Origin of the sequence: Paenibacillus massiliensis subsp. panacisoli DSM 21345, assembly GCF_000426545.1 — a bacterium.
GTDB classification, from domain to species: domain Bacteria; phylum Bacillota; class Bacilli; order Paenibacillales; family Paenibacillaceae; genus Paenibacillus; species Paenibacillus panacisoli.
The window spans coordinates 73,472-99,609 of sequence record NZ_AUFO01000010.1; the positions used below are offsets into that span (position 1 = coordinate 73,472).

Consider the following 26,138-nt stretch of genomic DNA (forward strand, 5'->3'; position numbering starts at 1 on the left):
GTTATGGAGCTTAAGAATATGGCTCTTACTCATATTAGTTATGATCATAACCTCAGAAATACCCGCTAGCCTTGTGGCTGAGCGGGTATCTTTTTGCCTATTTACCTATAAGCTTATTTATATTTATTAGTTTACTTATTTTTTTCCTATGCACCAATGTATCTCTGGGTATCTGTCGCAGACATACACTCTCTATTTCGCAGAGAAGCGGATGAGTAGTAGTTGTCGCTCACAAATGTTCGGCGAATGGTTAGTCACGGATCCCAAAGTTCTTAGAATATATTTACATCAGATGCAATTGTGCTTACAACAGTAAGAAGAATGTAGACGGAGTAGTGAGGGAGGATGTGGGACTTATGAAAACAGCACCTATAACGGGTACGAAGACAATGGTGGTCAGTCCACATTACCTGGCAAGCGCAGCTGGTGCGCGCATATTGGAGCAGGGCGGCAACGCTTTTGATGCCGCAGTGGTGGTAAGTGCTTGTCTTGCGGTAGTGTATCCGCACATGACGAGTGTCGGTGGGGACGCCTTTTGGCTCACTTATAGCACCCACGAGGGCCGTGTTCGGGCGTACAATGCCAGTGGTCGCTCAGGCGGGCAGGTCTCGGCTGCCTGCTTCAGTGGTGAAGCGACTATTCCTCAGCGCGGCCCACGCAGTGCCCTAACGGTTCCCGGGATGGTTGATGGCTGGGATGCTGTGTTGCGCGAGTATGGCTCCATGACATTATTCGAGGTGCTGCAGCCTGCGATCCAGTATGCCATGGAGGGGTTTCCGTTATCGCCAGACCAGCATAACCATACGAGAGAGCGAATGGAGGTGCTGCAGTCACAGCCACAGACGGCTGCGATCTATCTTCCGGGGGGCAAGGTACCTTCGATCGGTAGTCGCTTTGTGCAGTCAGCGTTGGGAAGCAGTCTACAGCAGATTGCAGAGCAGGGACGGGATGCCTTCTATACAGGTTCCATCGGGCAGGACATTGTGCGCTCGCTGGCAGAGCAGGGTGGAATGTTGACATTGGAGGATTTTACAGCACATGCAGGAGAATGGGTGGAGCCCTTGCGCGGAAGCTATCGTGGGCTGGATATTTATCAGGCTCCTCCTAACTCACAGGGCTTTGTGGGCATTATGGCACTTCAAATTCTGGAGAATGTTGAGCTCGGGCACATTCCACATGGCTCCTATGAGTACTATCATCTGCTGGTAGAAGCGCTCAAGCTGAGCTTTCAGGATCGCAACCGATATCTGACCGATCCCGACTTTGCTGCAATTCCACTGGAGCGACTACTTTCCAAGCCATATGCAAAGGAGCTGGCGTCCTCGATTGATATGGAACGCGCCTTGTCTATGGATAGTCAACCCGTGGGCAGTGATACAGCCTATGCGGCAGTCGTCGATGCAGAAGGAAATGCTGTCTCCTTCATTCAAAGTCTGTATTTCGAATTTGGATCGGCGGTAGTTGGCGGAAATACCGGAATTCTGCTCCAAAACCGCGGCTCCTTCTTCTCGCTGGATGACACGCATGTGAACAGATTGGAGCCGAATAAACGAACGTTTCATACACTCATGCCTGCTTTGGCCTGTCGCCATGGACGACCTTATATTCTGTACGGTACACAAGGCGGAGAAGGCCAGCCGCAGACGCAGACAGCGCTCCTAACCCGTATCGTGGATTATGGTCTGGACCCGCAGGCAGCGATAGATGCACCACGCTGGGTATGGGGCAGAACATGGGGGGAAGCAACGCAGGAGCTGAGGCTGGAAGGTCGCATATCTGCGGATGTGGCACATCGTCTGCAACAGGCTGGGCATATCGTCCGAATGATGGAGGATTACGCTGGGGCAGCTGGGCATGCGCATGCGATTGTCATTGATGAGCATGGCTTCCGGCTTGGAGGAACAGATCCTCGTTGTGACGGCGCAGCCATAGGGTGGTGAGGAGATACTTCTGCCAGCCAAACGCGGTCTGTCTTTTATGCAAATACGTTGAAAGACGTTTTTCGCATGGGGTTCTTACTAGCTAATAACAGATGATACAGGAAGTCGGTAAAGCAAGGAAGCTTCAGCCTATGGATGAGGCAGGACGTTTCAACGAGAGCGGGGTGTGGTATGATGAAGGGAATCAGGTAAGGAAGTGATGAATGATGGATTTATTCTCTTATCAACAGGATGCTCAGCCACAGGGTCGCTTGCTCGCTGATCGGATGCGGCCAGAGCGGCTTGATGAATATATCGGACAAGAGCATATTATCGGACCAGGCAAGCTGCTGCGCAGAGCGATTGAGGCCGATCAGGTGTCGTCGATTCTGCTGTACGGTCCTCCAGGCTGCGGGAAGACAACGCTGGCTCACATCATATCGCGGCATACACAAGGACAATTCGTGCGGCTCAATGCTGTCGATGCCTCTGTGAAGGATGTACGTGAGGTCATTGAGCAGGCGCACAGCAACAAAGCGTTGTACGGAACCAAGACAATCCTGTTCCTGGACGAGGTTCATCGCTTCAACAGCTCCCGTCAGGATGCACTGCTACCAGCTGTGGAGAAAGGAACGATCACCTTCATAGGCGCAACTACCGAGAACCCGTTTCATTATGTAAACGGGGCCTTGATGAGCCGTTCTACACTGTTCCAGCTGGAGTCGCTGAACAAGGAGCATTCCTTGCTGGCGATGAGACGAGCCTTGCTGGATCAGGACAAGGGGCTGGGCTTCATGCAGCTTAGCACGGACGAGGAGGCCCTTGTGCACATTGCTACCATGGCGAATGGGGATATCAGGCGAGCACTGAATGCGCTAGAGCTGGCAGCGATGACCACTCCACCAGAGCAGGATGGTACGGTTCATATTACACTTGCAGTGGCGGAGGAATCCATTCGTCGCCCGATTGTGAGGGCAGATGAGTCGACGCAGTACGATGTACTGTCTGCTTTTCACAAAAGTATTCGCGGCTCCAGTGACGCAGCTCTATTCTGGTTCTTGTACGCCGTCGAAAAGCTGGGCATGGACCCAATGACGTTCATACGGCGTTTGATTGCGGCCAGCAGTGAGGATATCGGGCTCGCGAACCCGCAGGCGATGGTACAGGCGGTCAGTGCACTGGATGCCTATCGAAACAACGGGTGGCCGGAGGCCAAGCTGAACATTGCACAAGCCATCCTGTTCGCCGTCGAAAGTCCAAAGTCGAATGCCGTCTATACGGCTATTTCCAATGCCATGAGTGCCATGGACGAGGTCAGATCAGCCGAGGTACCGCTTCACCTACGTGATACGCACTATAAAGGTGCTGAGAAGCTGGGGCATCAGGGGTATCAATACCCGCATAATTATCCAAATCATTATGTGAAGCAGCAATATCTGCCCGACTCGCTTGCTGGTAGGAGCTTCTACGCCGCTACAGAGCAGGGGAATGAGAACAAGATTAAGCAAAATCAGCAATGGCGCCGCGGCCAGGACCAATCCTAGAGGAGTGTCGAACGAATGAAGGATATAGTGTATCTGGGGATTGGTGGCTGGTTAGGAGCCTGGGCGCGTTATGGACTACAGTTGGCTATTCCACAGCCAGAGAACGGGTTCCCGGCAGCGGTACTGACGATTAATCTTGTGGGCTGCCTGTTCCTCGGCTGGTTCTTCACGGTAGCTCTGCGTTCCTCCAGAATCACTCCCCGAGTAAGATTGATGATTGGAACTGGGTTCACCGGAGCCTTTACGACCTTTTCTACCTTCGCGGTGGATATCCTTCATCTCTTCATGCTTGGACAAATTATAGAGCCACTAGTATATATGCTAACCAGTCTGGTCGGAGGGATAGTGCTGGCCTGGGCTGGTATTCGTCTGGGTATGTACATGAATGAACGGCTGATGATGCGGGATGGTTCCTCCAGGAAAGGAGAGGGCGTATAATGCTGCTGTGGATCGGTCTGGGAGGCGTTGCAGGGGCAATCTGCCGTTACCGTCTTGGATTGTGGGCGGGAAGCCACTGGGGAACGGCCTTTCCCTGGGGAACCTTCCTCATTAATATCAGTGGCTCTGCCCTGCTGGGAATGCTTTTCATGCTGCATGAGACTGCTGCGTTGTCGTCAGCGCTGTGGGGGCTGCTCGGCATTGGCTTTTGCGGAGCATATACGACATTCTCAACGTTCGGCTACGAGACTGTACAGCTGTTAGAGAAAGGACAGTACGGACGAGCAGTCCTGTATGTATTAGGTTCGACAGTACTGGCTGTAGCTGCTGCTGGCTTGGGCATGTTATTCATGTGGTTCCTGAGTTGAGCCGCCAAGAAACGTAGCGGAGGGCATAGGACGCTTCATATTAGGCGTTTTTTTGCTTCTATCATGATCATTAATACACATTGTACACCTTCCGCCGCATTTGAATGAAGGTACGAATCAGCATTCTCAGCTTGTTAAGGTTCAATAAATAATACCAGAACTAACACCCTTATCCCATTCATATGCAGGATAAGGGTGTTAAGCATGTATTCGATTGAACATATTGCCCAGGATATTGATACCCGGGTACAGACATTCCTATTTACTTACGTTCCCTGCGAACCCAGAACTGGAAGACGTCACTTCTTAAATAATCAAAGGAATATAGCACTTCCCGATTCTGCTGATCATAATGCAATTGTTTCATTAGAAGAACCGGAGTGTCTTCCTGATGATTCTTCAATCGCATCGCATGTTTGTCCTTTTTGGAAGGAACCACTAGCTCTGTGTCAGCTCTCGCAATATAAATTTTGCACTTTTCCTCCAAAAAGTTAAATAAGGAACCTGAGAAGTCTATTCGTTCAAAAGCATCTCCTACCAGAACCTTAGGCATGATGTTAACCGAATAGGTGACGGCTTCCCCGTCTGCATATCGAATTCTCTCCACCTTCACAACTCGGGAACCCTCTTCGATGTTCAGCGTATCAGCCCATTCCTTGGTGCATTCCACTTCTCCGATCATTTCCTTACGATCCGTTTCAGTTAAGCCCTCCAGCTTGATCATCGTTCCAATGCTCTGAAGAAACTCCAGACGACTGGGGATGCTTGGCAGCGGTTTAATTACAAAGGTGCCCACCCCATGCCTTACGAGCAGCTTGCCATCTTGCTCCAATAGCTTGATTGCTGCGCGAAGCGTCTCTCTGCTGACACCGAAATGCTTGGCCAGTTCATATTCGGAAGGCAGTTTTTGTCCCACATTCCATATCTTGCTTTCAATCATCGTTTCCAATTCATGCTTGATATGTTGATAGCCTCCCAATTATTCAACCTCATCTCCTGTAGTTTTCACTTAGAATTGGAGCGGAAGGATCGTTTAATCCGCTCTTCTGAACGTATTACGGCAGTTGTATATGGAGGATGACCTCTCCAACAGGCACATGATGCAGAATGGGGAGTACACCGCCAGGCCTACTTTATGAAGTTCCTCCCATCGAACGCTTGATGTAGAACACGGAGAACACTAGGACCAGCATGACCATGATTACCGATGCTGCTGCTCCGTAGCCAATCTGCAGATTGTACACGCCTTGCTTGTAAATGTACTGTGTAATTGTTGTCGTAGAATTTGCTGGCCCGCCACCGGTTAAGATATTGACTTTATCAAATAGCCGGAACGTATCTATCGTCCGTAGCAGTATGACCATGAACAAGGTCGGCATAATATTCGGTAGTGTAATATGAATGAACATACGCAGCTTGCCTGCACCGTCTACTTTTGCAGCCTCAAATTGTGAACGTGGAACCGACTGTAGACCTGCATATAACAATAGGAAGGCAAACGGTGTCCATTGCCAAATATCAATGAATAAAATGGCATTGAAGGCAATGTTAATGTCCATCAGGAAGTTAAACGGCCCGCCACCGAACCAGTGGAGCAGATGGTTAACAATACCGTTATGATTGCTGAGCATCATTTGCCAGATTAATGCCACTGTAACCGGTGGTAGCAAAGATGGGATTAGCATTGTAATCCGCAGCACCTTTTGTCCGCGTCTCAGGCTCTCAATAAGCACAGCGATTCCAAGGCCCAGAGCCGTTTCAATAGAAACGGCCAGGATCATGAATTTAATTGTATTCCAGACGGCTTGGAGGAACTGCTCATCCTGAAGGATCTTGATATAATTACTGAATCCAATGAACTGCTTGTCATCGGTTGCCAGGTAATAATAATCGGTGAAGCTGTTGGTAACGGTAAAGATAAACGGAAACACGGTCACGCCAAGCAATAACAATGTTACGGGTGCCAGCATCGCCCATTGAAAGCCTCGTTTACTAGCCAAGTTCATTCCACTCCTTTAATTTTGAATGAACCTCTTATTGCATGATGTCATTCATCGCCTTGTTGGCATCCGCCAGTGCTTTATCCACTGTTTTTGTGCCGGCAATAGCTGCGGACAATTCAGCGCCGAGTGCCTCTTCGACTTGCGACCATTTTGCTGTTCTTGGTCTGGCTACGGAGTTTTGCAACGCCTCTAGCATGACAGGGAAGTGCTTATACTTTGCGACAAGCTCGGCATCCTGATAGACACTCTTCCGAGTAGGTACGCCACCATGCTCAACCATTTGTTTTTGCGTGTCGCTACTCGTGATAAAGGTCAAGAATTCAGCAGCAAGCTCCGGGTTATGTGAGTTGGCAGTTACACCCATCATCCAGTTACCAATCATACCTGTAGATACGGATTGAGCGTCAGATGATGCTTTGGCCGGGATCGCAGCATAGTTTGCACTTGCTGTCTCGCCTTTGATGAACCATGATGGCCAGCCTAGAGCCATTGCAGCACGACCTTCCGAGACGGAGCCAACGATGTCAGTATTTTCAAAGTTCTCACCAACAGCAAGCAGCCCAATGTACGTTTCTAATGCTTGTCTACCAGCCTCGGAGTCGATTTGTGCCTTCCAGTTATCATCGAAGATCTGGCCGCCATACGCCCAGAACAGAGGCAAGAAATCAGACACAATCGGATTTCCTTGCTGACCACGGATCACGTAGCCTGCAGTCCCATCCTTAGCATGGATGGCTTTGGCCATCTCAAGCACATCCGCCCAGTTCGTCGGAACATCGTAATTATGGCTAGTGAGCAGCTCTTGGTTGTAGAAGAATAGCTGTACGTTACCCGAGAAAGGTAAAGCATACAGATCACCAGTAGCATAGGGAGACTTGCCGAGCGCAAGAGAGGACTCCTCAAAGTCAGCATCTTCCTGGATTCCGAGGTCAGACAGCTTGGCGAAGATACCTGCTTCACTGAATTGAGGCATCCATGGGTCGTCAGCCATAATCAGGTCATATGCGCCATTGCTATTTTTGGCATCGAGTGATATTTTCTGCTTCAAATCTGCCGATTCCAGTCCGATAATATCAACCTTTACATTGTGCGTGGCTTCGAATGATTCTTTTACTGCATTCATCGCATCGACATGGGAGCCACCTCTGGCAGCGACGACTAGTTTTTCTGCTCCCTGGCTCGGACTTTGCCCCATAGCCGGCTCTTGAGATTGACATCCAGTGAATATCACCGCCGTTGTTAACAACGTACTCAGCATATACGACATCTTTTTTCTCATTTTTATCTCATCTCCTATTCTTTAACTGCACCAGCAGTTAAGCCGCTAATTAAATGTTTTTGTAAGAAGATCGCAGTCAGCAGGACAGGCAGCACAGATACTAGGCCGCCACCCGCAACCTTACCCCACTCTGTTAGTTCCTGTTCACTGTTCAGCGTGGCGAGCTTGAGCGGAATCGTGAAGCTGTCAGGGCTCTGGATGAAGATGACGCTGTATAGGTATTCATTCCAGGAAGCCATGAAGGACAAAATCGTCACGGCAGCAATGCCTGGTAGCACAAGTGGTAGCATTACTTTGTAAAAAATCTCAAATTCAGATGCACCATCAATCCGCGCACTTTCCTCAATTTCTCCCGGCACACCGTAGAAGAATGCCATCATAAACCAAATGACGAGTGGCAAGTTCACCAGCACATGTGCGATAATAATCGGAATTTTCGTATTCAGTAATCCTGCATCGTTCATCATGATGTATAAAGGAAGTGCAAAAGTAATCGGTGGTAGGACTCGAACCAGTAAGATCCATACCATGAGGGAACTTTTGAAAATTTTATAACTGCTTCTGAAGGTTCGCCGTCCAAGCACATACGCACAGGACAATCCAAAAGCGAGCACAATTAGCAAAGAGCTAACAGTGATCACAAAGCTATTAAGCAATGGTTGTATATAGTGGTCTTCCTTAAAAATGCTAAAAATGTGTTCTAAGGTTACTGATCTCGGAAATAGAGATACCTCTGTGAATAAATCTGAAGATTGTTGAGTAGCAATGACGAGCATCCAATAGATTGGAAACAGCGTCCATAGAAGTAGAATTGTGAAAATTCCATATTTTAGGATTACGCTTAATCTTTTCAATCGGTTCTCCTTCCCCTCATTTGTCTAGACGTCTATACGACTACTATAAATTTGAATTATTTGCTGAATATCATCGAAATATTAAGCAGTGTTAATTCAAGGGAGGAATTCTCGTAGAAATATTGAGATTTCTCGCCAACCTGTCTGATTGCACGAAAATAGGAGCTTGGATAATAAAGTGAGGGAAGAGCAGGAAGCAAAAAAAGACCATCCCTGTGAAGGGATAGGTCTACTTTTTGCTTTGCAAGTGGTTGCTGCGGTATTTCTGCACAGTATTGGCTACAGACTATCTTGTGGAGAAATAATCCCAAGCTGTGCAGGAGCTTGTAGTTGTTAGACAGTCTGCTCTTGCAGCTTCTCGACCTTATCGATCGTGCCGCCGCCAAGACATACTTCGCCATCATAGAACACGACGGCTTGTCCAGGTGTAATGGCTTTTTGCTGTACATCAAACGCGACATGCACTGTGCCATCCTCACGCCAGGTCAGGGTTACACCTTGATCCGGCTGACGATATCTGAATTTGGCGGTACAGCGGAGCGGCTGTTCTGGAATAGCGGCTTCACCAGCAATCCAGTTCACGCCAGTAGCAGTCAGTCCTGTAGAGTAGAGACTCGGGTGCTTGTCACCTTGCACAACATAGAGAATGTTCTTCGTCAGATCCTTGTCAGCCACGAACCACGGTTCGCCGTTGCCAGATCCGCCAATGCCAAGCCCCTGCCGTTGCCCGAGCGTATAGTACATTAAGCCATCATGACGGCCTTTAACCTCGCCTGTAGCAATATCCACCATATCTCCGCTTTGTGCCGGTAGATAATGGCTCAGGAATTGTTTGAAATCACGTTCTCCAATGAAGCAGACACCTGTGCTGTCTTTCTTCTGGGCTGTATACAGTCCTGCTTCCTCTGCGATTCTGCGAACCTCCGGCTTAGGCAGGTGCCCGATGGGGAACATGGCCTTCGACAGCTGCTGCTGACTCAGTGCATTGAGGAAGTAGGTCTGATCCTTGTTATTGTCCACCCCGCGCATCAGCGTATAGGTGCCGTTCTCTTCAATAACACGTGCGTAATGACCTGTAGCTACATAATCTGCGCCAAGATCCAGTGCCTTGTTGAGAAACTCTCCGAACTTGATCTCACGGTTGCACATGACATCCGGGTTCGGCGTGCGGCCTGCCTTGTATTCATCGAGAAAATAAGAGAATACTTTATCGTAGTACTCCTTCTCGAAATTGACCGTATAGTAAGGGATATCAATCTGCTCGCAGACTCGGCGCACATCCTCCGCGTCCTCTTCGGCCGTGCAGTGACCGAATTCATCCGTGTCATCCCAGTTCTTCATGAAGATGCCGATTACGTCATATCCCTGCTGCTTCAGCAGTAGCGCGGTGACCGAAGAGTCAACGCCTCCAGACATGCCGACGACGACACGGGTATCCTGATTGGCTTTTGCCATCGTTATCACCCAGACTTTCTATATTTAATATAACTTGATGCAAGCAACTCACCGCATTTTCAGTAGAAAAAAGGGAGTCTGAGACAGCCTTAAGACACGCTGTCCTGCAGTTGCAGGATATATTGTAACATACAGAGCATCATATTACGATGCTTTGCGTAACGCTCTTTTTGCCTGCTGGCTGGTATCAGCGGGCTCCTTGAGTGACCATGAACAGTCGATTTGCACGATTTGGAATTTAGATATATACTCATTATAACGCCTAAAATTATATTGTCCAAAATATAATAATAAAATTTATCAATCATTGATCCAGGAGGAATATCTATGAATTCAAAATACGCTTCATTCTTCGAATCTGTCTCACTCCCTAATGGTTCTAAACTGAACAACCGCCTTGTGCTCGCTCCGATGACGACGATGTCGGCCAATCCCGATGGAACTGTATCTGATGCAGAGCTTGCATACTATGAGCGTCGGACAGGCGGTGTGGGGATGGCTATTACAGCAACCACTTATGTCACACCGAACGGAATTGGCTTCCCTGGTCAGTTCGCTGCCTATGATGACAGCTTCGTTCCTGGCCTGACACGACTGGCTGAGACTATCAAGAAGCAAGGCTCGCATGGTATTCTGCAAATATTCCATGCAGGTAGACAGACACCAGAGCAGCTAAGTCCTACTGGAGAAATTGTTGCTCCAAGCGCCGTGGCAAGCGAACGTCCTGACTCCGCTGTGCCAAGAGAGCTGACAGATGAGGAGATTCTAAGCATTATTCATGATTTTGGTGAGACGACTCGTCGTGCCATTGAAGCTGGATTTGATGGTGTCGAGATTCATGGTGCGAATGGATATTTACTGCAGCAGTTCTTCTCACCGCACTCCAATCGTCGTGAGGATCGTTGGGGAGGAAGTCTTGAGAAGCGCCTGAGCTTCCCGCTCGCGGTTATTGATGAGGTACAGAAAGTTGTTGCGAAGTATGCGAAGCAGCCATTTACCATCGGATATCGCTTCTCCCCGGAGGAGCCCGAAACTCCAGGAATAACTATGACCGAGACATATGCACTGATTGATGCGCTCAAGGACAAGAATCTGGATTACCTGCATGTATCGCTGAACGAATTCTGGTCGAAGCCACGACGTGGTGAGGCAGACACACGTGCTCGCATCGAGTACATCCTGGACCGTGTGGATGGCAAGCTTCCGGTTATTGGTGTGGGCTCCATCTATACAGCGGATGATGCAGCAGTAGCGCTCAACACAGGTGTTCCATTGCTGGCGATCGGACGTGAGCTGATTATCGAGCCGGATTGGGTCGAGAAAATCGAAAGCGGGCGCGAAGAGGATATTGAGACGGTTATTACGAAATCAAGCCAAGAGCGTCTGGTTGTTCCTGATGGGTTGTGGAATGCTATTATCCATACGCCAGGCTGGTTCCCGGTAGAAGATTAATCCTACTGCCATGCCGATGCTTACAGATGCCACTTGTTCAGTAGAACGGGGGATTTGGATCTGAAAGGCAGGATAAGCGGAAAGAATAAGGTAATAATTCAATAAGAACACGGTAAGTAAATATTATGAAGAATAGTTTGAAAGTGAAAACGATAGAGGAAGGCAAGCGCATGATGCGCTTGCCTTTTATTGTTGCCCGAGGTGTGGCCTAGGGCAAGCAGCTATCGTAATTGTTACTCATTATGTTCAGTGTACAGAAGTGTCTAATTTGTCTTGGTTATCAGTGGCGTCTCTAGCGTCTCCAAATGTCCCGGCATCCCCAACATCCTCGTAGTTCTAGTAATTCTTGCAGCTCTCCAATGTCACCAGAGTCTAATGCTCTACGCGTGACTGGTATTAATTGGAATAAATTTCATGGACAGTGAGTTGAACAGCGACGTGAACAGGATGTGAATAGTGAGATGAAAGAGATTCAAGAAATTCTTTTGGGTTCATCTGGTTTTCTGGATTTACTGAATTTCTGAATTTCTGAATTTCTGGATTTATAGGATCTCATCTTCCTCATATCTCTGGATCACAATGACAGCGTTATGTCCGCCGAAGCCGAAGGAATTGGACATACCGATCCGAAGCTTAGCCTGTCTTGCTTTATGGGGAACGTAGTCCAGATCACAGCCGGGGTCAGGCGAATGTAAATTGATGGTCGGCGGAATGATTCCCTCTTGCAGCGACTTGAGTAGGGCAATGGCTTCCACGCCACCCGAAGCACCCAGCATGTGCCCTGTCATGGATTTGTTGGCTGTCACAGGCACGTGGTAAGCGTGATCTCCGAATACATGCTTAATGGCCGCTGTCTCGGAGCGATCCCCAATGACTGTACTGGTTGCATGTGCGCTGATGACATCGATCTCGTTAGGGGATAGTCCTGCCACGTTGAGTGCCAGCTGCATGGCACGGGCCGCGCCATGACCATCCTCCGGGGTAGCTACCATGTGATAGGCATCTGAGCTCGCTCCGTATCCGATAATTTCACCCAGAATCCGCGCCCCACGGGCTAACGCATGCGTCAGGGACTCCATGATGACAATTCCTGCACCCTCAGCCATGACGAATCCATCACGTTCATTATCAAAAGGCCGGCTTGCCTGCTCAGGAGCATGGTTACGAGTAGACAAAGCCGTGGCATTCGCGAAGCTGGACAATGAAATTTCGGTAATAGCCGCTTCAGAGCCACCAGCTATTATGAGGTCGGAACGACCAGCCTGAATGCTGAAGAATGCCTCACCAATCGCCGTATTCCCGATGGAGCAAGCTGTAACAGGGGCAAGCGTCGGACCGAGTGCGCCATATTTCATGCTGATCAGAGCTGCTGCCATATTGGGGATCATCATGGGGACGAGCATCGGGCTTACCCGTTCCGGTCCACGGGAGGCCAGCTTCTCGCTCTGCCCCATCAAGGTCTGGATTCCCCCAATACCGGAGCCAACATACACGCCCATCCGCTCCCGATCCAGCTTGTCCAGATCAAGTTCGGCCTGTTGTATGGCCTGGTCTGCGGCAGCCAATGCAAAATGGCAGAAACGATCCATACGACGAGCCTCCTTGGCTCCCAGCAGGGTCTCTGGATCAAAATTCGGAACAAGTCCCGCAAACTGGACCTTATGCCTAGCGGTGTCGAAAGTATCAATATGCCGGATTCCCGACTGTCCTTGAGTTAAATGCGACCAAAAGGTCTCTATATCATTTCCGAGAGGGGAAATTACACCCATCCCTGTAATTACGACTCTTTCCATATCTAAATGCCTCCTTCGATCTTTTAAACAGTGAGCTTAAGGACTATAATGACAGTTAAGATATCCTATTACCAGAGAGTGATTATCCTAGTATAAATACTGCTATTATGAACACATCAAGGAGTGCAGAGCATGAATTCTCAGGTAAGACTACAAGCACTATCAATATTTCTAAAGGGAAAAAGAGCCAGCATTTCTCCAGAATCGGCCGGATTTCCTTCGGGTATACGTAGACGAACCCCAGGATTGCGGCGGGAGGAGGTAGCTCAGTTGGCAGGGGTTAGCACCACCTGGTATACCTGGTTGGAGCAGGGACGGGACATTCAGGTCTCTCACTCCGTGCTGGAATGTGTGGCTAACGCACTGCAGCTTAATGGGGATGAACGCAGATACTTATATTCGTTAGCATTTGAAGGAGGTGGGGAGGGCTATTCTGCCGCGCAGGAAATGGCTCAGCTCAGCCCATCCTTGCAGAAAATCATTACTGAACTCCAATATTGCCCGGTAATTGTCTCGGATCGCAAATGTAACATTGTAGGCTGGAACCGGGCCGCCGAATATGTGTTCTTGGACTTCAACCGCATTCCTGTTGAGGAACGCAACATGATCCGTCTGCTTTTCACACGCCGGGAGTTTCGCCGCTTGGCAGTGAACTGGGAGCAATTCTCCAGTGGCTTTCTGGCAATGTTCCGGACCTACTATGGTCAATACGTGGAGGATGCGTGGTATGATCAGTTCCTGGAGGAGATGAGACAGACCCATCCGGAATTCAATCGTATGTGGGAGCAGAGTCAGGTAAGCTATGCCCCGGAGGTGCATCTGGAATTTCGCCACGCCAAGGCTGGGAAAATGGTGTATGAGCTTACGTCGTTGAAGGTGTATGGACCGGATGATCTGCGTTGCAGTATTTATACACCGGCTGCCGAGACTACGACAGAGACAAAATTGCGACAACTCATGATTGAGGAGTAGCGTAGTTGTGAAGAATGGTTACCATATTAGCATCAAATATGTTACGATGGATGGAGTGTTATGTTCGGATCATGGCAATCAGGACCTGTTGTGTCCTATATACCATGCATCTCTATAAGAATACATTGACAAATGAGGTGGCACCTTGAAGATATCAACTAAAGGTAGGTATGGTCTAACCATTATGATGGAGCTTGCCGTCAAATTCGGCGAAGGTCCTACATCATTGAAAAGTATAGCTGAGAAAAACCAGCTGTCCGAGCACTATCTGGAGCAACTGATCGCTCCATTGCGTAATGCAGGGCTGGTTAAGAGTATTCGTGGCGCTTATGGTGGCTACATTTTGTCTGGAGACCCTGGCGATATTACGGCAGGAGATATCATCCGCGTACTGGAGGGACCGATCTCTCCTGTGGACTTCACGGAAGAGGATGATCCCGCAAAACGCGATCTGTGGCTGCGTATCCGCGATAGCATTGCAGAAGTACTGGACTCCACGACGCTGAAGGATCTGATATCCTTCCAGGAGCAGGAGAAGGCTGATAATTACATGTTCTATATTTAGTTTTTCGTAAAATAGAAGCAGGGATAAATCCTTTATTTCAAGGGCTTATCCCTGCTTTTTTATTGCTATGTATAAATAAATCAAAAGAAGAATCACTAAAAACCACGTTTAATTTAATACAAAGTTCACCAAAAATACATAAAAATAAATAAAAAATGAATATATTATTTAATTTAGTAATTATAAGGTATATAATAGAAAAGTATTCCAAATATGAAAGGGTGATAGAAGTTGAAGAAAAAAATATTGGTTGGACTTTTGTCTGCGGCTGCATGCTTCTCTTTGGGATCAACCCCATTTGCCGATACTGCTGCAGCTGCAAGTGCAGGTCCTCAAATTACTTCATCAGTGGACTCGCGTGTAATTACTCCAAGTTCTACTTATCACAGCTATCTTACTCTTAGTGTAGGTGAATCCAGAAATCTATCAGGCTCTGGTTTTTGGATCGCTAGTGCTCCACCCTATGATCAAATCTACTTAAATAGTCAGGGGCTAGTGATTGGACTTAAGCCTGGTGTAGTTACAGTAATGGCTGATCTTCCTGGAGGGGATAAGATTGCCTACTATATTACTGTTAAATAAATTGTATTAAATCAACAAATTTTGACTTCGTTAAGCCTGTAGGCTGACTCCGATAGGAGTAGTCTGCGGGCTTTTTTTATGTAACTCGATCGACTGAGCACCACTTTCCTTGGTATGACACGAAGTCATTTAGTTTACACGACAAATGACCTATATAATGAAGGATGATTGGCATTCTAATCCAAAAATTGAGAATAATTTCAATTGTCACAGAATAAAGAGAGAAATAAGAAATTAAAAAATCAAAAAAATAAAAATTAATATAAGGGGTTTGTAATATAAAAATGAAAATTGTCTTAGTTTAAAGGTTGCCACTTATGAAGAAGAGTCTATTAATGAGGTTTTAGTGTCGGTTTTTCTGATGGCGCCTGGGCAACAGAAGGGAATCGGCTATTTGCCTTGTGAATAATTTTCCTGTGACTGTATAGGCTATCTGTTATCAATGGAAGAATGCCCAATTGGAGGGAGGAATTGTACGATGAGCAGATCCACGAGCAAATCCACGGAAAAGCGAAATCAGCAATCGTTAACAGGCCATCTGATGGCTGACGAGCAGGTGTTACGCTCTGTTTTTTTCGGGTGCTCGGATGTTGTGTTCCACGCATTTCACACAGCACGTTATACGTCAGCGCTCATCGTATATTGCTCGGGACTATGCGATGTGGAGAGGCTTGAGCGGCAGGTGCTTGCTCCATTGCAGAAAGGTGGGTTAGGGGACGCGAGCACCTCTTATTCTATCGGTGTGGACTTTTCCAAGGAACAGCTGCCAGTCTCCTCCGTTCAACGCGTTGATGTAATCGAACAGGCTGTACAGGCCATTTTGGAGGGACAGGCACTACTATTGCTGGAAGGGCAGCCTGCAGGCATCTTGTATCCTCTGGTAAACAACCAGAGTAGAGCACCAGAAGAGCCGGCTGCAGAATCCACTGTTCGCGGAGCGCGTGACGGGTTCACAGAATCGCTCAGTACGAATCTGAATCTACTGCGCCTGCGAGTCAAGACTCCTGCGCTGAAGCTCCAGACGTCTACGATGGGAACATATACGCGAACCAAAGTTACGCTGGCCTATGTAGAAGGACTCATCGAGGATGCTTTGGTAAAGGAGGTAGAGGCTCGTCTACGCAAATTAAGCGTGAAGGATGTACTGGAGAGTCAGTACATCGAAGACGGAATTATTGATCAGCGCTATTCGCCCTTTCCGCAGATGATTGCTACCGAACGGCCTGATGTCGTGGCTTCGAATCTGCTGGAGGGCCGCTTTGCTATTCTGGTGGACGGAACCCCCTTCACGCTCATTGCTCCTGTCACACTGTCCTCGATGCTGCAGTCTCCGGAGGATTATTATCAGAACCTGTATATTAGTATTTTTATCCGCTGGCTCAGGTATATTTTTTATGTATTATCACTGCTGCTTCCTTCCGCTTACGTGGCTATTACGACCTTTCACCAGGAGATGGTTCCCACAGTGCTTCTACTCAGCATCGCTCGGGCAAGGGAGGAGATTCCTTTTCCAGCACTCATTGAGGCACTTATTATGGAGATTTCCTTCGAAGCCCTGCGCGAGGCAGGTGTTCGCCTGCCCAAGCAGATCGGCTCAGCGGTCAGTATCGTGGGGGCGCTGATCATCGGTCAAGCGGCCACATCTGCCGGGATCGTATCAGCTCCGATGATCATTATCGTTGCCATTACAGGGATCGCTTCCTTTATGATTCCACGTTATACAGCCAGTATTGCTACACGTCTGCTTCGTTTCCCGATCATGCTACTGGCGGGTACGCTGGGTCTTATTGGCGTCATGCTAGGCATTATTTTAATCGTGATCCATCTCAGCAGTCTACGTTCCTTTGGAACACCCTATCTGTTCCCAATCACTCCGACCTCTAGCTCAAAGATGAAGGATGTATGGTGGAGGTCTCTGTCCTGGAGCAAGTCACGCTAGAACGCTCGAAATTCAGTTAATGAGGAGCTTGCCTGTATGTTGACGGACAAAGGGAAAATATCGGCTACAGAACTAGCCTTCATGATCTTTCCAGCGGTCCTAGCGACAGCGATTCTGTCTGTGCCTGCCATTACGATGCACTATGCAGGTCACGATATGTGGCTTCCTCCCCTGTGGGGCTCCATTGTTGGACTGGCGACCGTTGGCATATCGATTGGACTGAATCATCTCTATCCGAACCAGACGATTATGCAGTCCAGCTTGAAGATTGTGGGCTGGTTGCCTGGTAAATTCGTCGGCTTGGCTTTTCTTATTTTTTTGCCACATCTCAATGGTCTGGTCATTCGGGTGTATGGTGAATTCATTGCAAGCAATGCGCTTCCCAACACGCCTCTATTCGTGATCATGGGCACCATGACGCTGGTGTGTGCTTTGAATGTCAGGTTAGGCATTGAGGTGGTGGGCCGTACCTCTCAAGTGTTTGTGACCTTGCTCGTTGTTCTGCTGGGATTGATCTTCGTACTGCTGATTGGTGAGTTGGAGCCTGTACAACTGCTTCCCTTCATGGAATATGGAGTAATACCTACCCTCAAAGGAGCAGTAGCCCCGGCGTTCAGCGAATATATTGTTCTGGCCTTCCTTATTCCTTACGTAAATGATAAGAAACACATGTCCAGAGCCATGATCGGCTCTTTATGCGTGACAACGGCGGCGATGGTGATCACGAATCTCTTCTGCTTGTTCTTGATGGGCGATATGACAGATAGCTTCTCTTTCCCTGTCATGATTGCTGCACGCTACATTACAATTGCTGATTTCCTGCAGCATATCGAGTCTATCATCATTGCAATCTGGATTTTTGGGATATTCGTCAAAATTTCCGTGTTCCTCTATATTTTTGCCACAGCGACGGCTGAATGGTTCGGTATGAAGGACTACAGGCCCATGGTATTTCCACTCGCATTTCTGTGCTTGGTCTTCTCCTATTGGGTCGTATCTGGTCAGTCGGGGGCAGGCAACCTCGTAGGCACCTCCGCTAATGTGTACACGTTGGTGTGTCTGTTGGTGCTTCCCGCCGGAATCTATGGGATAGCTCTCTTGAAGCAGATATGGGGCCGTAGCCGTAAAAAAGGGGCTCGAACAACATGAGACAACATAATCCCTATCAGTACTGGCAGCGATGCTTGCTGCTACTCGTGGGTTGCTTGCTTCTAACAGGTTGCTGGGACAGGCATGAGGTGAATGACCTGGCAATTGTACTGGCAACCGGTATTGATTATGCGCAAGAGAAGGTGGAGCTGACAGCACAGATATTCATCCCTCGCAAGGCAGGCGGGGTTGGGGGCACAGGAGGGAGTCCAAGCGGAGTGACGATGACTCGCACCGCTGAAGGGGCTACTGTAGCCGAGGCCCTCAATCGTCTGCAGCGCAAGGTCTCACGTGATATGTTCTGGGGGCATTGTGAAGTGATTGTCATCAGTGAGCAAGCAGGTAAGCAGGGCCTACGGGAGTATATTGATTTTTTCCTCCGCTATCCCCAGATCCGGGAGCATGCCTACGTTTTCTCTAGTGAAAAAGAGGCCAAGGGAATGCTTGCGCTACTTGATCCTCTCGAAAGAAGCTCCGCTGAATCCTTGCGGGAAATGGCGAATTTGGGCCTTGGTGCGCGCGTCACCTTATTGGAGCTGGCTCAGTCGATTGAAGGTCCCAGTCAGTCCGCCATCTTAACACGGCTGCTAGTTACTCCAGCGAATCCGGGACAGGAGAAATTGGTGACGACGCCTTTTGTCCGGGGACTAAGCCTGTATAAAAAGGATAAATATGTCCGAACGGTTACAGAACCTCTAAGTATTGGTGTACTGCTGCTTGTAAATGAGCTGAACAATATCATCATGCCTGTGGAAATTCATTCGTATAAGGGCTCTATGTCCATTCGACTGATCGATGCCAAGGCAAAAATCCGACCTCGAATCATTCATGGAGAATGGAGTGTTGGCATTGATATTGAAGCTCGGGGCGAGGTGGTTCTGAACACGACAGACGCGGAGCTTTCTAACCCGGCCGTTATGGTGGAGGTGCAGGAGGCTTGGCAGAACAGACTGAAGTCTCTGGCGGAGAGGGCTGTTGCGCTGTCGCAGAAGGAGCTTAAGACAGACCTGTTCAGATTTGCCACAGCATTCCGTCAGCGGTACCCCAGACAGTGGCGAGAGCAGCAGACCCAATGGCCGACTGTCTTCCATGAATTGAAGGTGGATATTCGTAGCAAGGCGCTGATCACTCGTACAGGCAAGTCCACAGAGCCTCAGGGGAGGGCTGATCAAAGCAGGAAGTAGCTAAATAGCAGATTCGTACATTAGATCGACTGCATAGTAGGAGGGAGTACATGAGGCTGGTATCCGTGCTTGGCATCTTGTTTCTCGCAGCTGTGATCCTCTTTGGTGAATGGCATGGCTGTTCAACCAGAAGAGTGCGTGTGATTATGATCAGTGTTACGCTTGGAACGGCGATCCTTGCCATTGTTCTCTTATACCAGCCGAACCTGCCTGGTCCGACCCAATGGATCAAGCTGCTGTTCGGGAAGATTGACAAAATCATGAAGTGAATGAAATGATGATAGATGCGCTCCTAACTAAGACTCCTCCAAAGACTCCTTCCAGATGATCCCGCCTGAAGACTCCTCTGTAGGAGTCTTTTTGTTGTTAAGTCTGTATTCATATTCTTTTATACAAGAAAATAAGTAAGCGGTTACAATAATCCGAATCTATTGTATAGTAATGTCCGGGCACTTGACACATATGATTTTGGAGCAGGCGCTGCTCATTCATTTTAGAGGTAAGGGAGGCATAATCCCCATGTATCGGGTATTGCTGGTGGATGACGAAGAGGATGTAAGAGAAGGACTTGTGCTGGAGATTGATTGGGAGGCGTTGGGCCTTCGAATTGTGGGACTTGCCGAGAATGGAAGGGAAGCCTTGGAGCTAGCAGAGCGAGTGGAACCCGATATTGTAATTACAGATATCAGCATGCCCTTCATGAACGGTCTGGAGCTGGCCCACGAGCTGCGTAGGCGCAATCCACTCATCAAACTGGTCATATTGACAGGATACGATGAATTTGATTATGCCCGACAAGCAGTATCCCTTAGCGTAGACGAATATCTGCTGAAGCCTTTCTCGGCAGGACATCTGACGGAACTATTGACTCGTCTATGTTCACAGATGGCTGCGGATGTAGCGGAAAGGGAGAATTTACGGAAGCTGAGAGAGTACTATCACAACAGTCTTCCACTGCTACAATCAAATTTTCTGGCCTCTTTGTTATATAGACAGCGATCAGAGGACTACGTACACGATAAAGCAAGGCAACTGGACCTTGACCTCACAGGCTTCAGATACAGCATTTCTGTATTGACGCTACATAAGAACGAGACGGACAGGAGGTCGGGACAAACGGGAGAGGAAGCCGACGATACAGCTACCGTGCTATGGCAGGATGCAGAGCTTAAGCAATTCGCTGCCCTGAATATTGCGAGTGAGGTGTGGAATGAATTCGGTGCAGGCTATGTATTCTGGCATCAGGATATGATCGTATTGTTGTTCATTGATCGGGACGGCCTTAATGAGCGTGTGCTGGAGCGTCAGGAGGCACTTGATCGTGTGCTGCGCAGCATGAATCATTATTTACGGCTGGCAGTGACGATTGGTGCAGGCTCGCTCGTCGATTCGCTGGGACTGCTGACGCATTCTTATACTGATGCGATGCTGGCTCTGGATTATCGTCTAGTACCTGGTACCGATCGACTGATCTACATTGATGAGGTCGAGCGACGAGCAGGCGGGCAGCTGCGGTTCGATGAATTGAAGCAGCAAATGCTGACACGCTGTCTGAAGGCAGGCACCGAAGACGAGCTGGAAGAGGCACTGGATACGATCTTTGCCGAGGTAACCCGTCAGCATGGTAGCCATGATATACAGCTTTATCTCATTGAAGTTGTTACGACGGTATGGAAAGCCACCCTGTCCTCGGGTGAGGAACTGGAGGAATTGTTCGGGGCAGGCTTCCAGGTCTACGCAGAGCTGCTCAAGCTGGCTGGATTGGAGGAGGCCAAGCGCAGACTGCGCGATATCTGTCAGCTGGTGCAGAGACGGATTGCCTCCGGTCGCCAGCATGCTTACCGGGATATGATCGACCAGGCATTGCAGTACACCAAGGCGTATTACAGAGACCCGGAATTGTCCATTCAAAAGGTATGCAGCCATCTTCATATCAGTCAGGGGTACTTTTGCAGCATTTTCAAGAAAGAGGTTCAGCTGACCTTCCTGCAATATTTGATGCAGCTACGGATGGAGGAGGCGAAGCGCCTGCTCCGCTCGACGGAGCTGAAGTCCTTCGAGATTGCAGCGGAGGTGGGCTTTGCGGAGCCGAATTATTTTAGCTTTTGCTTCAAAAAGCAAGTGGGCGTCTCCCCCAAGGAATACCGCAAGCAGGCAGAACGGGCGGAAGGCGAGGAGCGTCATACATGAAGCGCTGGTTAGGGGACAGAGGGGCATTGCTACTGCGGTCTATTAACCGCCGATTATCTGAACCGGTACAATTCATAGGTGCGAAAAGCATCGGAACGATTATTACGAGATCATTCTCCGCATTCATGGTCATCGTGCTAACTGTAACGTCGATGCTGCTGTATAACCAGTTCATGCGGGCTGCCGAGCGCAGCGCAGAGCTTGCAACCCGGCAGATAGTAGATCAGGTCAGCTACAATCTGGAGGACTACGTCCGGGGCATGTCCCATGTGTATCGTGCGATTGAGGAGCATATGCTGGCGGACGGTGACTGGCAGGGGCAACAGGTAGATAAGCAACTGGATACCCTCTTAAGTAGTCGTGAGGATATTGTATCAATCACCCTGCTGGATCAGGAGGGGAAATTGCTCAAAAATCGACCAGCTGCCGAATTGAGAAACAGTGCGCATATTACCCAACAGGGCTGGTTCCAGTCCGCGCTGCGTGTACCTGATCACCTGAGCTTCTCGCTGCCGCATATTCAGAATATGTATGCAGGCTCATATCCGTGGGTAGTCTCGATGAGCAAAGGCATAACCGTCCGGCGAAATGGTCAGGATGAGCAGGTGATTTTACTGGTAGATATCAACTTCAAGCAGATCGACGAGCTCAGTCGTCGTGTAAGCCTAGGTCAGCGTGGCTACGTGTACATTATTGATGAGAGTGCAGGCAATATCGTCTATCATCCGCAGCAGCAGCTCATGTACATGGGGCTGAAGCGGGAAAATATCGAGCAAGCGCTGGTTGCTACGGGCACTTATGAGGATACAGCGGAAGGGCAGCAGCGCTTGAATGCTGTCAAATCCGTCGCCAATATCGGCTGGAAAATTGTTGGGGTCGCCTACAAGGAGGAGATCATGACGACCCGTCACGAGGTAACAGCTTATTTGTTGCGCATGTTGGTCGTGGTTCTGGTGCTGGTCATTATCATTTCGATATTGCTATCCACGACGTTAACGAGGCCGATCCGTCGAATGGAACGCCGGATGAAGACCGTAGAGCAGGGAGACTTCAATGTAGAGCTGCCGATGACGGGACCGCTGGAGGTGCAGCAGCTGTCCAGACGTTTCAATCTTATGGTCAGTCAGATTCGGACGCTCATGGATGAGATTATTCGGGAGCAGGAGCAGAAGCGCCAATTGGAGCTGGCAGCATTACAGGCACAGATTAACCCCCATTTTTTGTACAATACGCTGAATTCGGTCGTACGGATGGTTGGCATGAGTCGTAACGAGGAAGTAATCACGATGATCACCTCGCTCTCCAAGCTCTTCCGCCTAAGCTTAAGCCAAGGACGCACGATCATTACCATTCGCGAGGAGCTGGAGCATGTCTATCATTATTTGACGATCCAGCAGATGCGTTTTAAGCAGAAGTTCCAATTCCACATAGATGCCGAGGAGCAGACATTGGGCTGCACTACACTGAAGCTGATTCTACAACCATTGGTGGAGAACGCGATTGTGCACGGTATTGAGGGATTGGGCGACGAGGGCTTCATTCAAATACGGACGTACACCAATGAGCAGTTGCTATATATCGAGGTTAGCGATAATGGCATGGGCATGTCTGAGGAGCAGATGAAGCGGTTATTCACAGGTAAGCCTGTGGTTAAAAGCGGAGCCGGTTCAGGTGTAGCGGTTCGGAATGTTCATGATCGGATTCGTCTGGTGTATGGCGAAGGATACGGCTTGACATTTGACAGCGAATTGGAGGAAGGGACAGTCGTGACCATCCGACTCCCCATCAGACCTGTCCACGACGTAGGAAAGGAGCATTCTCAATGAAAGGGATCATCCGTCGCGAAATCGATTGTACAGCAGGAGGGAATGTAGATAGTGGGCTCAGGTTCAATTGGGTACGGGTACCATTATTCATCATGTTGGGTCTGCTGCTGACTAGCTGTAGCTATTCATCCAGCGATGCTGAGCCACCTGTCTATCGTATTGCACTCATTACCCCCGCCGGGAGTAAAAGTGTATCTGATGCGGTACAGTTCGGAGCCGAATCTGCTGTCAGGGAACTGGGGGCAGAGCTGATTACAGTGGAAATGACCACGGCCGCAAGGGACTCTTCACAAGAACATGATGTTATGGCAGAGGCCAGCAATACGAAGGAAACTGCTAATTCTGATAGTGCCACGACAGCACTCTATACGAAGCCCCACATTGCATTCGATGCCGCCCACCCACAAGCCAAAGTTGATGAACAATCGGCTCAAGCTGCAGCAGTGGCCCATGCTCTGGAGTTGGGTGCAACGGCAATCATTTTGAATCCGGAAAGCGATCGTGGATTGGAGCAAGCCATTCGCGAGGTAGCTGCCCTTACAGGACAGAAGGGCAAGACGATTCCGGTTATATCATTGGATGCTCAACACGTGCAAGGAGTTACCAGCAGTATTTCCATGGATCATCACGCAGCTGGTCGACAGGCTGGGCAAGCCATGGGTGAGCTGCTAGAGGGTAGGGGGAGGGTGCTGTTACTTGGCACCACTCAGGATGCGGCTCGGGTCGCAGATCGAACCAATCCTAAGCAAATGACTCAACAAACGAATCAGAATACAGGCCGGAATACAGATCATGATGCAGGACAAAATGCAGGACAAAATGCAGGACAAAATGCAGGACAAAGCACTTATCCGGGCTTGAGTATGGACAGCTATGCTCTCGCTGAGCGTGAGCGAGGAGTACGTGAGATTCTCCAGCAGCAGTATCCACAGCTGCAAGTTGAGACTCTCCCGGCTTGTCAGGATGAGGGGGCGTGCCAGCTGCATATGGAGCAATGGCTTCAAGTTCAATACGCCAAGCTGGATCAACAGACGAGTGGCAACTCACAAGCACAGCCATCTGGGCATATTGGAGTCATCGCTTTGGATGCGTCGGTGAGTATTATTGCTGCACGGAGTGTAGCCGAGTATGGTAGCTCTGGTAACGATATTCCGATCGTAGGGTTCGGGAGTGAACACGAGCAATTGGAGCAGCTACAGGAGGGGATTATCCGCCGTCTGATTGTTCACAATGGCTTCAGTGCCGGCTATCTTGGTGCTCAACAAGCGATAGCGTATCTGAATGGTGAGCAGGTACAGCCACAGATTACGTTGGAGACGAGAGTGGTCAGCACGGAGAATATGTTCTGGATGGATAACCAGAAGCTGTTATTTCCTTTTGTGCAATGACAGACCCACCAATAAATGAAGATTTTCATATAACAGATGAAGATATTGTATTCGAAAATATTGTAAACCCTTTCATAATAAAGACATCGGCATTGCCGAATGAATCAGGGGAGGTCATTATACATGAAGAAAACATGGACCATGCTTGCTATGACAGGATTGATGCTGGTTACAGCAGCTTGCGGCGGAGGTGCTGGCAGTACGCCAACCGGGAACAACGGAGCTACAGATACAGCAGCCCCAAGCACATCCTCGGGCACAGAACTGCCCAAAGTCGGGGTAGCCATCTATAAATTCGATGATACGTTCATGACTGGAGTTCGAAATGCCATGAAGGCTGCTGCTGATGGCAAGGCTGAGCTGGATATTGTCGATAGCCAAAATGCTCAGCCGACCCAGAACGAGAAGGTCGATCTGTTTATTTCTAAAAAGTACAATGCCATGGCCGTGAATCCTGTGGATCGCACAGCAGCCGGGGTTATTATTGACAAGGCCAAGGCAGCTAACGTGCCTGTCGTGTTCCTGAACCGGGAGCCGGTAGCTGAGGATATGAACAAATGGGATAAGGTCTATTATGTTGGGGCAAAGGCGGAGGAATCCGGTACCATCTCAGGCCAACTGATCGTCGACTACTGGAAGGCACATCCTGAGGCTGACAAGAACGGAGACGGCAAGCTTCAATATGTCATGCTGAAGGGCGAGCCAGGTCATCAGGATGCGGAGCTGCGCACCAAATATTCCGTGCAGGCGATCGAGGATGCAGGGATTGAAGTCGAAGCATTGGCTGTAGATACAGCGATGTGGGACCGCGTCAAAGGACAGGAGAAAATGCAGGCATTCCTGGCCTCACACGGTGACAAGATTGAAGCCGTACTTGCGAACAATGACGACATGGCTCTGGGGGCTATTGAGGCGCTGAAGGCAGCTGGATATTTCCAGGGTGACAAGAGCATTCCTGTTGTAGGTGTGGATGCCACTGCACCAGCTATTCAGGCTTTGCAGGATGGCACGATGCTCGGTACGGTGCTTAACGATGCCAAGAATCAAGGGGCAGCTACGGTAGCTATTGCTGAGGCTCTGGCTAAGGGCGAGACGCCTACGAAGGACAACACCGGCTTCGATATTACGGATGGAAAGTATGTATGGATCGCCTATAAGAAAATAACCAAGGACAATATCGCAGACGCCCAATAACCGCGAAGAGAGGGGGAGCCGTGAAGTCGCGGCACCCTTCTCCG

General features: G+C 49.1%; 22 protein-coding genes. 16 read left to right on the forward strand and 6 right to left on the reverse strand.

Features of this window, described 5'->3' with window-relative positions:
• The first annotated feature begins 356 nt into the window (after positions 1 to 356).
• The 4 genes from ggt (at position 357) to crcB (K331_RS0108590) (ending at position 4,269) form a co-directional block, all read left to right on the forward strand.
• On the forward strand, positions 357 to 1,940 hold the full coding sequence (gene ggt / locus K331_RS0108575) for a gamma-glutamyltransferase (RefSeq protein ID WP_028589972.1): 1,584 nt from the start codon (positions 357 to 359) through the stop codon (positions 1,938 to 1,940).
• 206 nt (positions 1,941 to 2,146) lie between these two features.
• Entirely contained in the window at positions 2,147 to 3,463 is a 1,317-nt protein-coding gene (locus K331_RS0108580; RefSeq protein ID WP_028589973.1) for a replication-associated recombination protein A, read from the forward strand.
• A 15-nt stretch (positions 3,464 to 3,478) separates the two neighbouring features.
• The gene (gene crcB, locus K331_RS0108585) at positions 3,479 to 3,901 is read left to right on the forward strand and encodes a fluoride efflux transporter CrcB (protein WP_028589974.1); all 423 of its coding nucleotides are present in this window, start codon (positions 3,479 to 3,481) and stop codon (positions 3,899 to 3,901) included.
• Complete coding sequence (gene crcB / locus K331_RS0108590) at positions 3,901 to 4,269, forward strand: fluoride efflux transporter CrcB (RefSeq protein ID WP_018887795.1); 369 nt, start codon at positions 3,901 to 3,903, stop codon at positions 4,267 to 4,269. The genes crcB (K331_RS0108585) and crcB (K331_RS0108590) overlap by 1 nt, the downstream gene beginning before the upstream one ends.
• Positions 4,270 to 4,531: 262 nt before the next feature.
• Here the strand turns inward: crcB (K331_RS0108590) and K331_RS0108595 are convergent, their stop codons facing one another.
• The 5 genes from K331_RS0108595 to mnmA form a co-directional block, all read right to left on the reverse strand.
• Positions 4,532 to 5,248: a GntR family transcriptional regulator gene (locus K331_RS0108595; RefSeq protein ID WP_028589975.1), complete on the reverse strand. Its 717-nt coding sequence runs from the start codon at positions 5,246 to 5,248 to the stop codon at positions 4,532 to 4,534.
• Positions 5,249 to 5,402: 154 nt separating this feature from the next.
• The gene (locus tag K331_RS0108600; protein ID WP_028589976.1) at positions 5,403 to 6,269 is read right to left on the reverse strand and encodes a carbohydrate ABC transporter permease; all 867 of its coding nucleotides are present in this window, start codon (positions 6,267 to 6,269) and stop codon (positions 5,403 to 5,405) included.
• A 34-nt stretch (positions 6,270 to 6,303) separates the two neighbouring features.
• Positions 6,304 to 7,551: an extracellular solute-binding protein gene (locus K331_RS0108605; protein ID WP_028589977.1), complete on the reverse strand. Its 1,248-nt coding sequence runs from the start codon at positions 7,549 to 7,551 to the stop codon at positions 6,304 to 6,306.
• Between the two features lie 14 nt (positions 7,552 to 7,565).
• The gene (locus K331_RS0108610) at positions 7,566 to 8,327 is read right to left on the reverse strand and encodes a carbohydrate ABC transporter permease (protein WP_226383565.1); all 762 of its coding nucleotides are present in this window, start codon (positions 8,325 to 8,327) and stop codon (positions 7,566 to 7,568) included.
• A gap of 411 nt (positions 8,328 to 8,738) precedes the next feature.
• Complete coding sequence (gene mnmA, locus K331_RS0108615; RefSeq protein WP_028589979.1) at positions 8,739 to 9,860, reverse strand: tRNA 2-thiouridine(34) synthase MnmA; 1,122 nt, start codon at positions 9,858 to 9,860, stop codon at positions 8,739 to 8,741.
• Between the two features lie 327 nt (positions 9,861 to 10,187).
• Here mnmA and K331_RS0108620 point away from each other — a divergent pair, with 327 nt between their 5' ends.
• Positions 10,188 to 11,312, forward strand: a complete 1,125-nt coding sequence (locus tag K331_RS0108620) for an NADH-dependent flavin oxidoreductase (RefSeq protein ID WP_028589980.1) — start codon at positions 10,188 to 10,190, stop codon at positions 11,310 to 11,312.
• Between the two features lie 542 nt (positions 11,313 to 11,854).
• On the opposite strand, the gene fabF is transcribed toward K331_RS0108620, so the two are convergent.
• Positions 11,855 to 13,105: a beta-ketoacyl-ACP synthase II gene (gene fabF, locus K331_RS0108625; RefSeq protein ID WP_028589981.1), complete on the reverse strand. Its 1,251-nt coding sequence runs from the start codon at positions 13,103 to 13,105 to the stop codon at positions 11,855 to 11,857.
• Between the two features lie 132 nt (positions 13,106 to 13,237).
• On the opposite strand from fabF, the gene K331_RS0108630 reads away from it, so the two are divergent.
• From K331_RS0108630 to K331_RS0108675, 11 genes are all read left to right on the forward strand, one after another.
• Positions 13,238 to 14,077 (forward strand): helix-turn-helix transcriptional regulator, encoded by an 840-nt coding sequence (locus K331_RS0108630; protein ID WP_028589982.1) that lies wholly within the window; start codon positions 13,238 to 13,240, stop codon positions 14,075 to 14,077.
• Positions 14,078 to 14,222: 145 nt separating this feature from the next.
• Positions 14,223 to 14,642, forward strand: coding sequence for a cysteine metabolism transcriptional regulator CymR (gene cymR, locus K331_RS0108635; protein WP_025681074.1), 420 nt, complete (start codon positions 14,223 to 14,225; stop codon positions 14,640 to 14,642).
• Positions 14,643 to 14,873: 231 nt separating this feature from the next.
• Positions 14,874 to 15,224 carry a hypothetical protein gene (locus K331_RS31845; protein WP_133569361.1) on the forward strand — a complete coding sequence of 117 codons (351 nt, stop codon included), beginning with the start codon at positions 14,874 to 14,876 and terminating at the stop codon, positions 15,222 to 15,224.
• Positions 15,225 to 15,702: 478 nt separating this feature from the next.
• A complete protein-coding gene (locus tag K331_RS29130; protein ID WP_036634467.1) occupies positions 15,703 to 17,163 on the forward strand; it encodes a spore germination protein in 1,461 nt (486 codons plus the stop codon).
• A gap of 36 nt (positions 17,164 to 17,199) precedes the next feature.
• Complete coding sequence (locus tag K331_RS29135) at positions 17,200 to 18,312, forward strand: GerAB/ArcD/ProY family transporter (RefSeq protein WP_051289727.1); 1,113 nt, start codon at positions 17,200 to 17,202, stop codon at positions 18,310 to 18,312.
• On the forward strand, positions 18,309 to 19,496 hold the full coding sequence (locus K331_RS0108650; protein ID WP_028589983.1) for a Ger(x)C family spore germination protein: 1,188 nt from the start codon (positions 18,309 to 18,311) through the stop codon (positions 19,494 to 19,496). The genes K331_RS29135 and K331_RS0108650 overlap by 4 nt, the downstream gene beginning before the upstream one ends.
• Before the next feature lie 50 nt (positions 19,497 to 19,546).
• Complete coding sequence (locus tag K331_RS0108655) at positions 19,547 to 19,765, forward strand: hypothetical protein (protein WP_028589984.1); 219 nt, start codon at positions 19,547 to 19,549, stop codon at positions 19,763 to 19,765.
• A 250-nt stretch (positions 19,766 to 20,015) separates the two neighbouring features.
• A complete protein-coding gene (locus K331_RS0108660) occupies positions 20,016 to 21,686 on the forward strand; it encodes a response regulator (RefSeq protein ID WP_028589985.1) in 1,671 nt (556 codons plus the stop codon).
• Entirely contained in the window at positions 21,683 to 23,512 is a 1,830-nt protein-coding gene (locus K331_RS0108665; RefSeq protein WP_028589986.1) for a cache domain-containing sensor histidine kinase, read from the forward strand. The genes K331_RS0108660 and K331_RS0108665 overlap by 4 nt, the downstream gene beginning before the upstream one ends.
• Positions 23,509 to 24,900 (forward strand): sugar ABC transporter substrate-binding protein, encoded by a 1,392-nt coding sequence (locus K331_RS0108670; protein WP_028589987.1) that lies wholly within the window; start codon positions 23,509 to 23,511, stop codon positions 24,898 to 24,900. The genes K331_RS0108665 and K331_RS0108670 overlap by 4 nt, the downstream gene beginning before the upstream one ends.
• A 123-nt stretch (positions 24,901 to 25,023) precedes the next feature.
• Positions 25,024 to 26,094, forward strand: coding sequence for a galactose ABC transporter substrate-binding protein (locus K331_RS0108675; protein WP_028589988.1), 1,071 nt, complete (start codon positions 25,024 to 25,026; stop codon positions 26,092 to 26,094).
• Positions 26,095 to 26,138 lie beyond the last annotated feature (44 nt).

Bases quoted from the DNA above. Each gene is read 5' to 3' on its own strand.
- ggt (WP_028589972.1), top strand. From the start codon at position 357: ATGAAAACAGCACCTATAACGGGTACGAAGACAATGGTGGTCAGTCCA.
- K331_RS0108580 (WP_028589973.1), top strand. From the start codon at position 2,147: ATGGATTTATTCTCTTATCAACAGGATGCTCAGCCACAGGGTCGCTTG.
- crcB (WP_028589974.1), top strand. From the start codon at position 3,479: ATGAAGGATATAGTGTATCTGGGGATTGGTGGCTGGTTAGGAGCCTGG.
- crcB (WP_018887795.1), top strand. From the start codon at position 3,901: ATGCTGCTGTGGATCGGTCTGGGAGGCGTTGCAGGGGCAATCTGCCGT.
- K331_RS0108605 (WP_028589977.1), bottom strand. From the start codon at position 7,551: ATGAGAAAAAAGATGTCGTATATGCTGAGTACGTTGTTAACAACGGCG.
- K331_RS0108610 (WP_226383565.1), bottom strand. From the start codon at position 8,327: ATGCTCGTCATTGCTACTCAACAATCTTCAGATTTATTCACAGAGGTA.
- mnmA (WP_028589979.1), bottom strand. From the start codon at position 9,860: ATGGCAAAAGCCAATCAGGATACCCGTGTCGTCGTCGGCATGTCTGGA.
- K331_RS0108620 (WP_028589980.1), top strand. From the start codon at position 10,188: ATGAATTCAAAATACGCTTCATTCTTCGAATCTGTCTCACTCCCTAAT.
- fabF (WP_028589981.1), bottom strand. From the start codon at position 13,105: ATGGAAAGAGTCGTAATTACAGGGATGGGTGTAATTTCCCCTCTCGGA.
- K331_RS0108630 (WP_028589982.1), top strand. From the start codon at position 13,238: ATGAATTCTCAGGTAAGACTACAAGCACTATCAATATTTCTAAAGGGA.
- K331_RS29130 (WP_036634467.1), top strand. From the start codon at position 15,703: ATGAGCAGATCCACGAGCAAATCCACGGAAAAGCGAAATCAGCAATCG.
- K331_RS29135 (WP_051289727.1), top strand. From the start codon at position 17,200: ATGTTGACGGACAAAGGGAAAATATCGGCTACAGAACTAGCCTTCATG.
- K331_RS0108650 (WP_028589983.1), top strand. From the start codon at position 18,309: ATGAGACAACATAATCCCTATCAGTACTGGCAGCGATGCTTGCTGCTA.
- K331_RS0108655 (WP_028589984.1), top strand. From the start codon at position 19,547: ATGAGGCTGGTATCCGTGCTTGGCATCTTGTTTCTCGCAGCTGTGATC.
- K331_RS0108660 (WP_028589985.1), top strand. From the start codon at position 20,016: ATGTATCGGGTATTGCTGGTGGATGACGAAGAGGATGTAAGAGAAGGA.
- K331_RS0108665 (WP_028589986.1), top strand. From the start codon at position 21,683: ATGAAGCGCTGGTTAGGGGACAGAGGGGCATTGCTACTGCGGTCTATT.
- K331_RS0108670 (WP_028589987.1), top strand. From the start codon at position 23,509: ATGAAAGGGATCATCCGTCGCGAAATCGATTGTACAGCAGGAGGGAAT.
- K331_RS0108675 (WP_028589988.1), top strand. From the start codon at position 25,024: ATGAAGAAAACATGGACCATGCTTGCTATGACAGGATTGATGCTGGTT.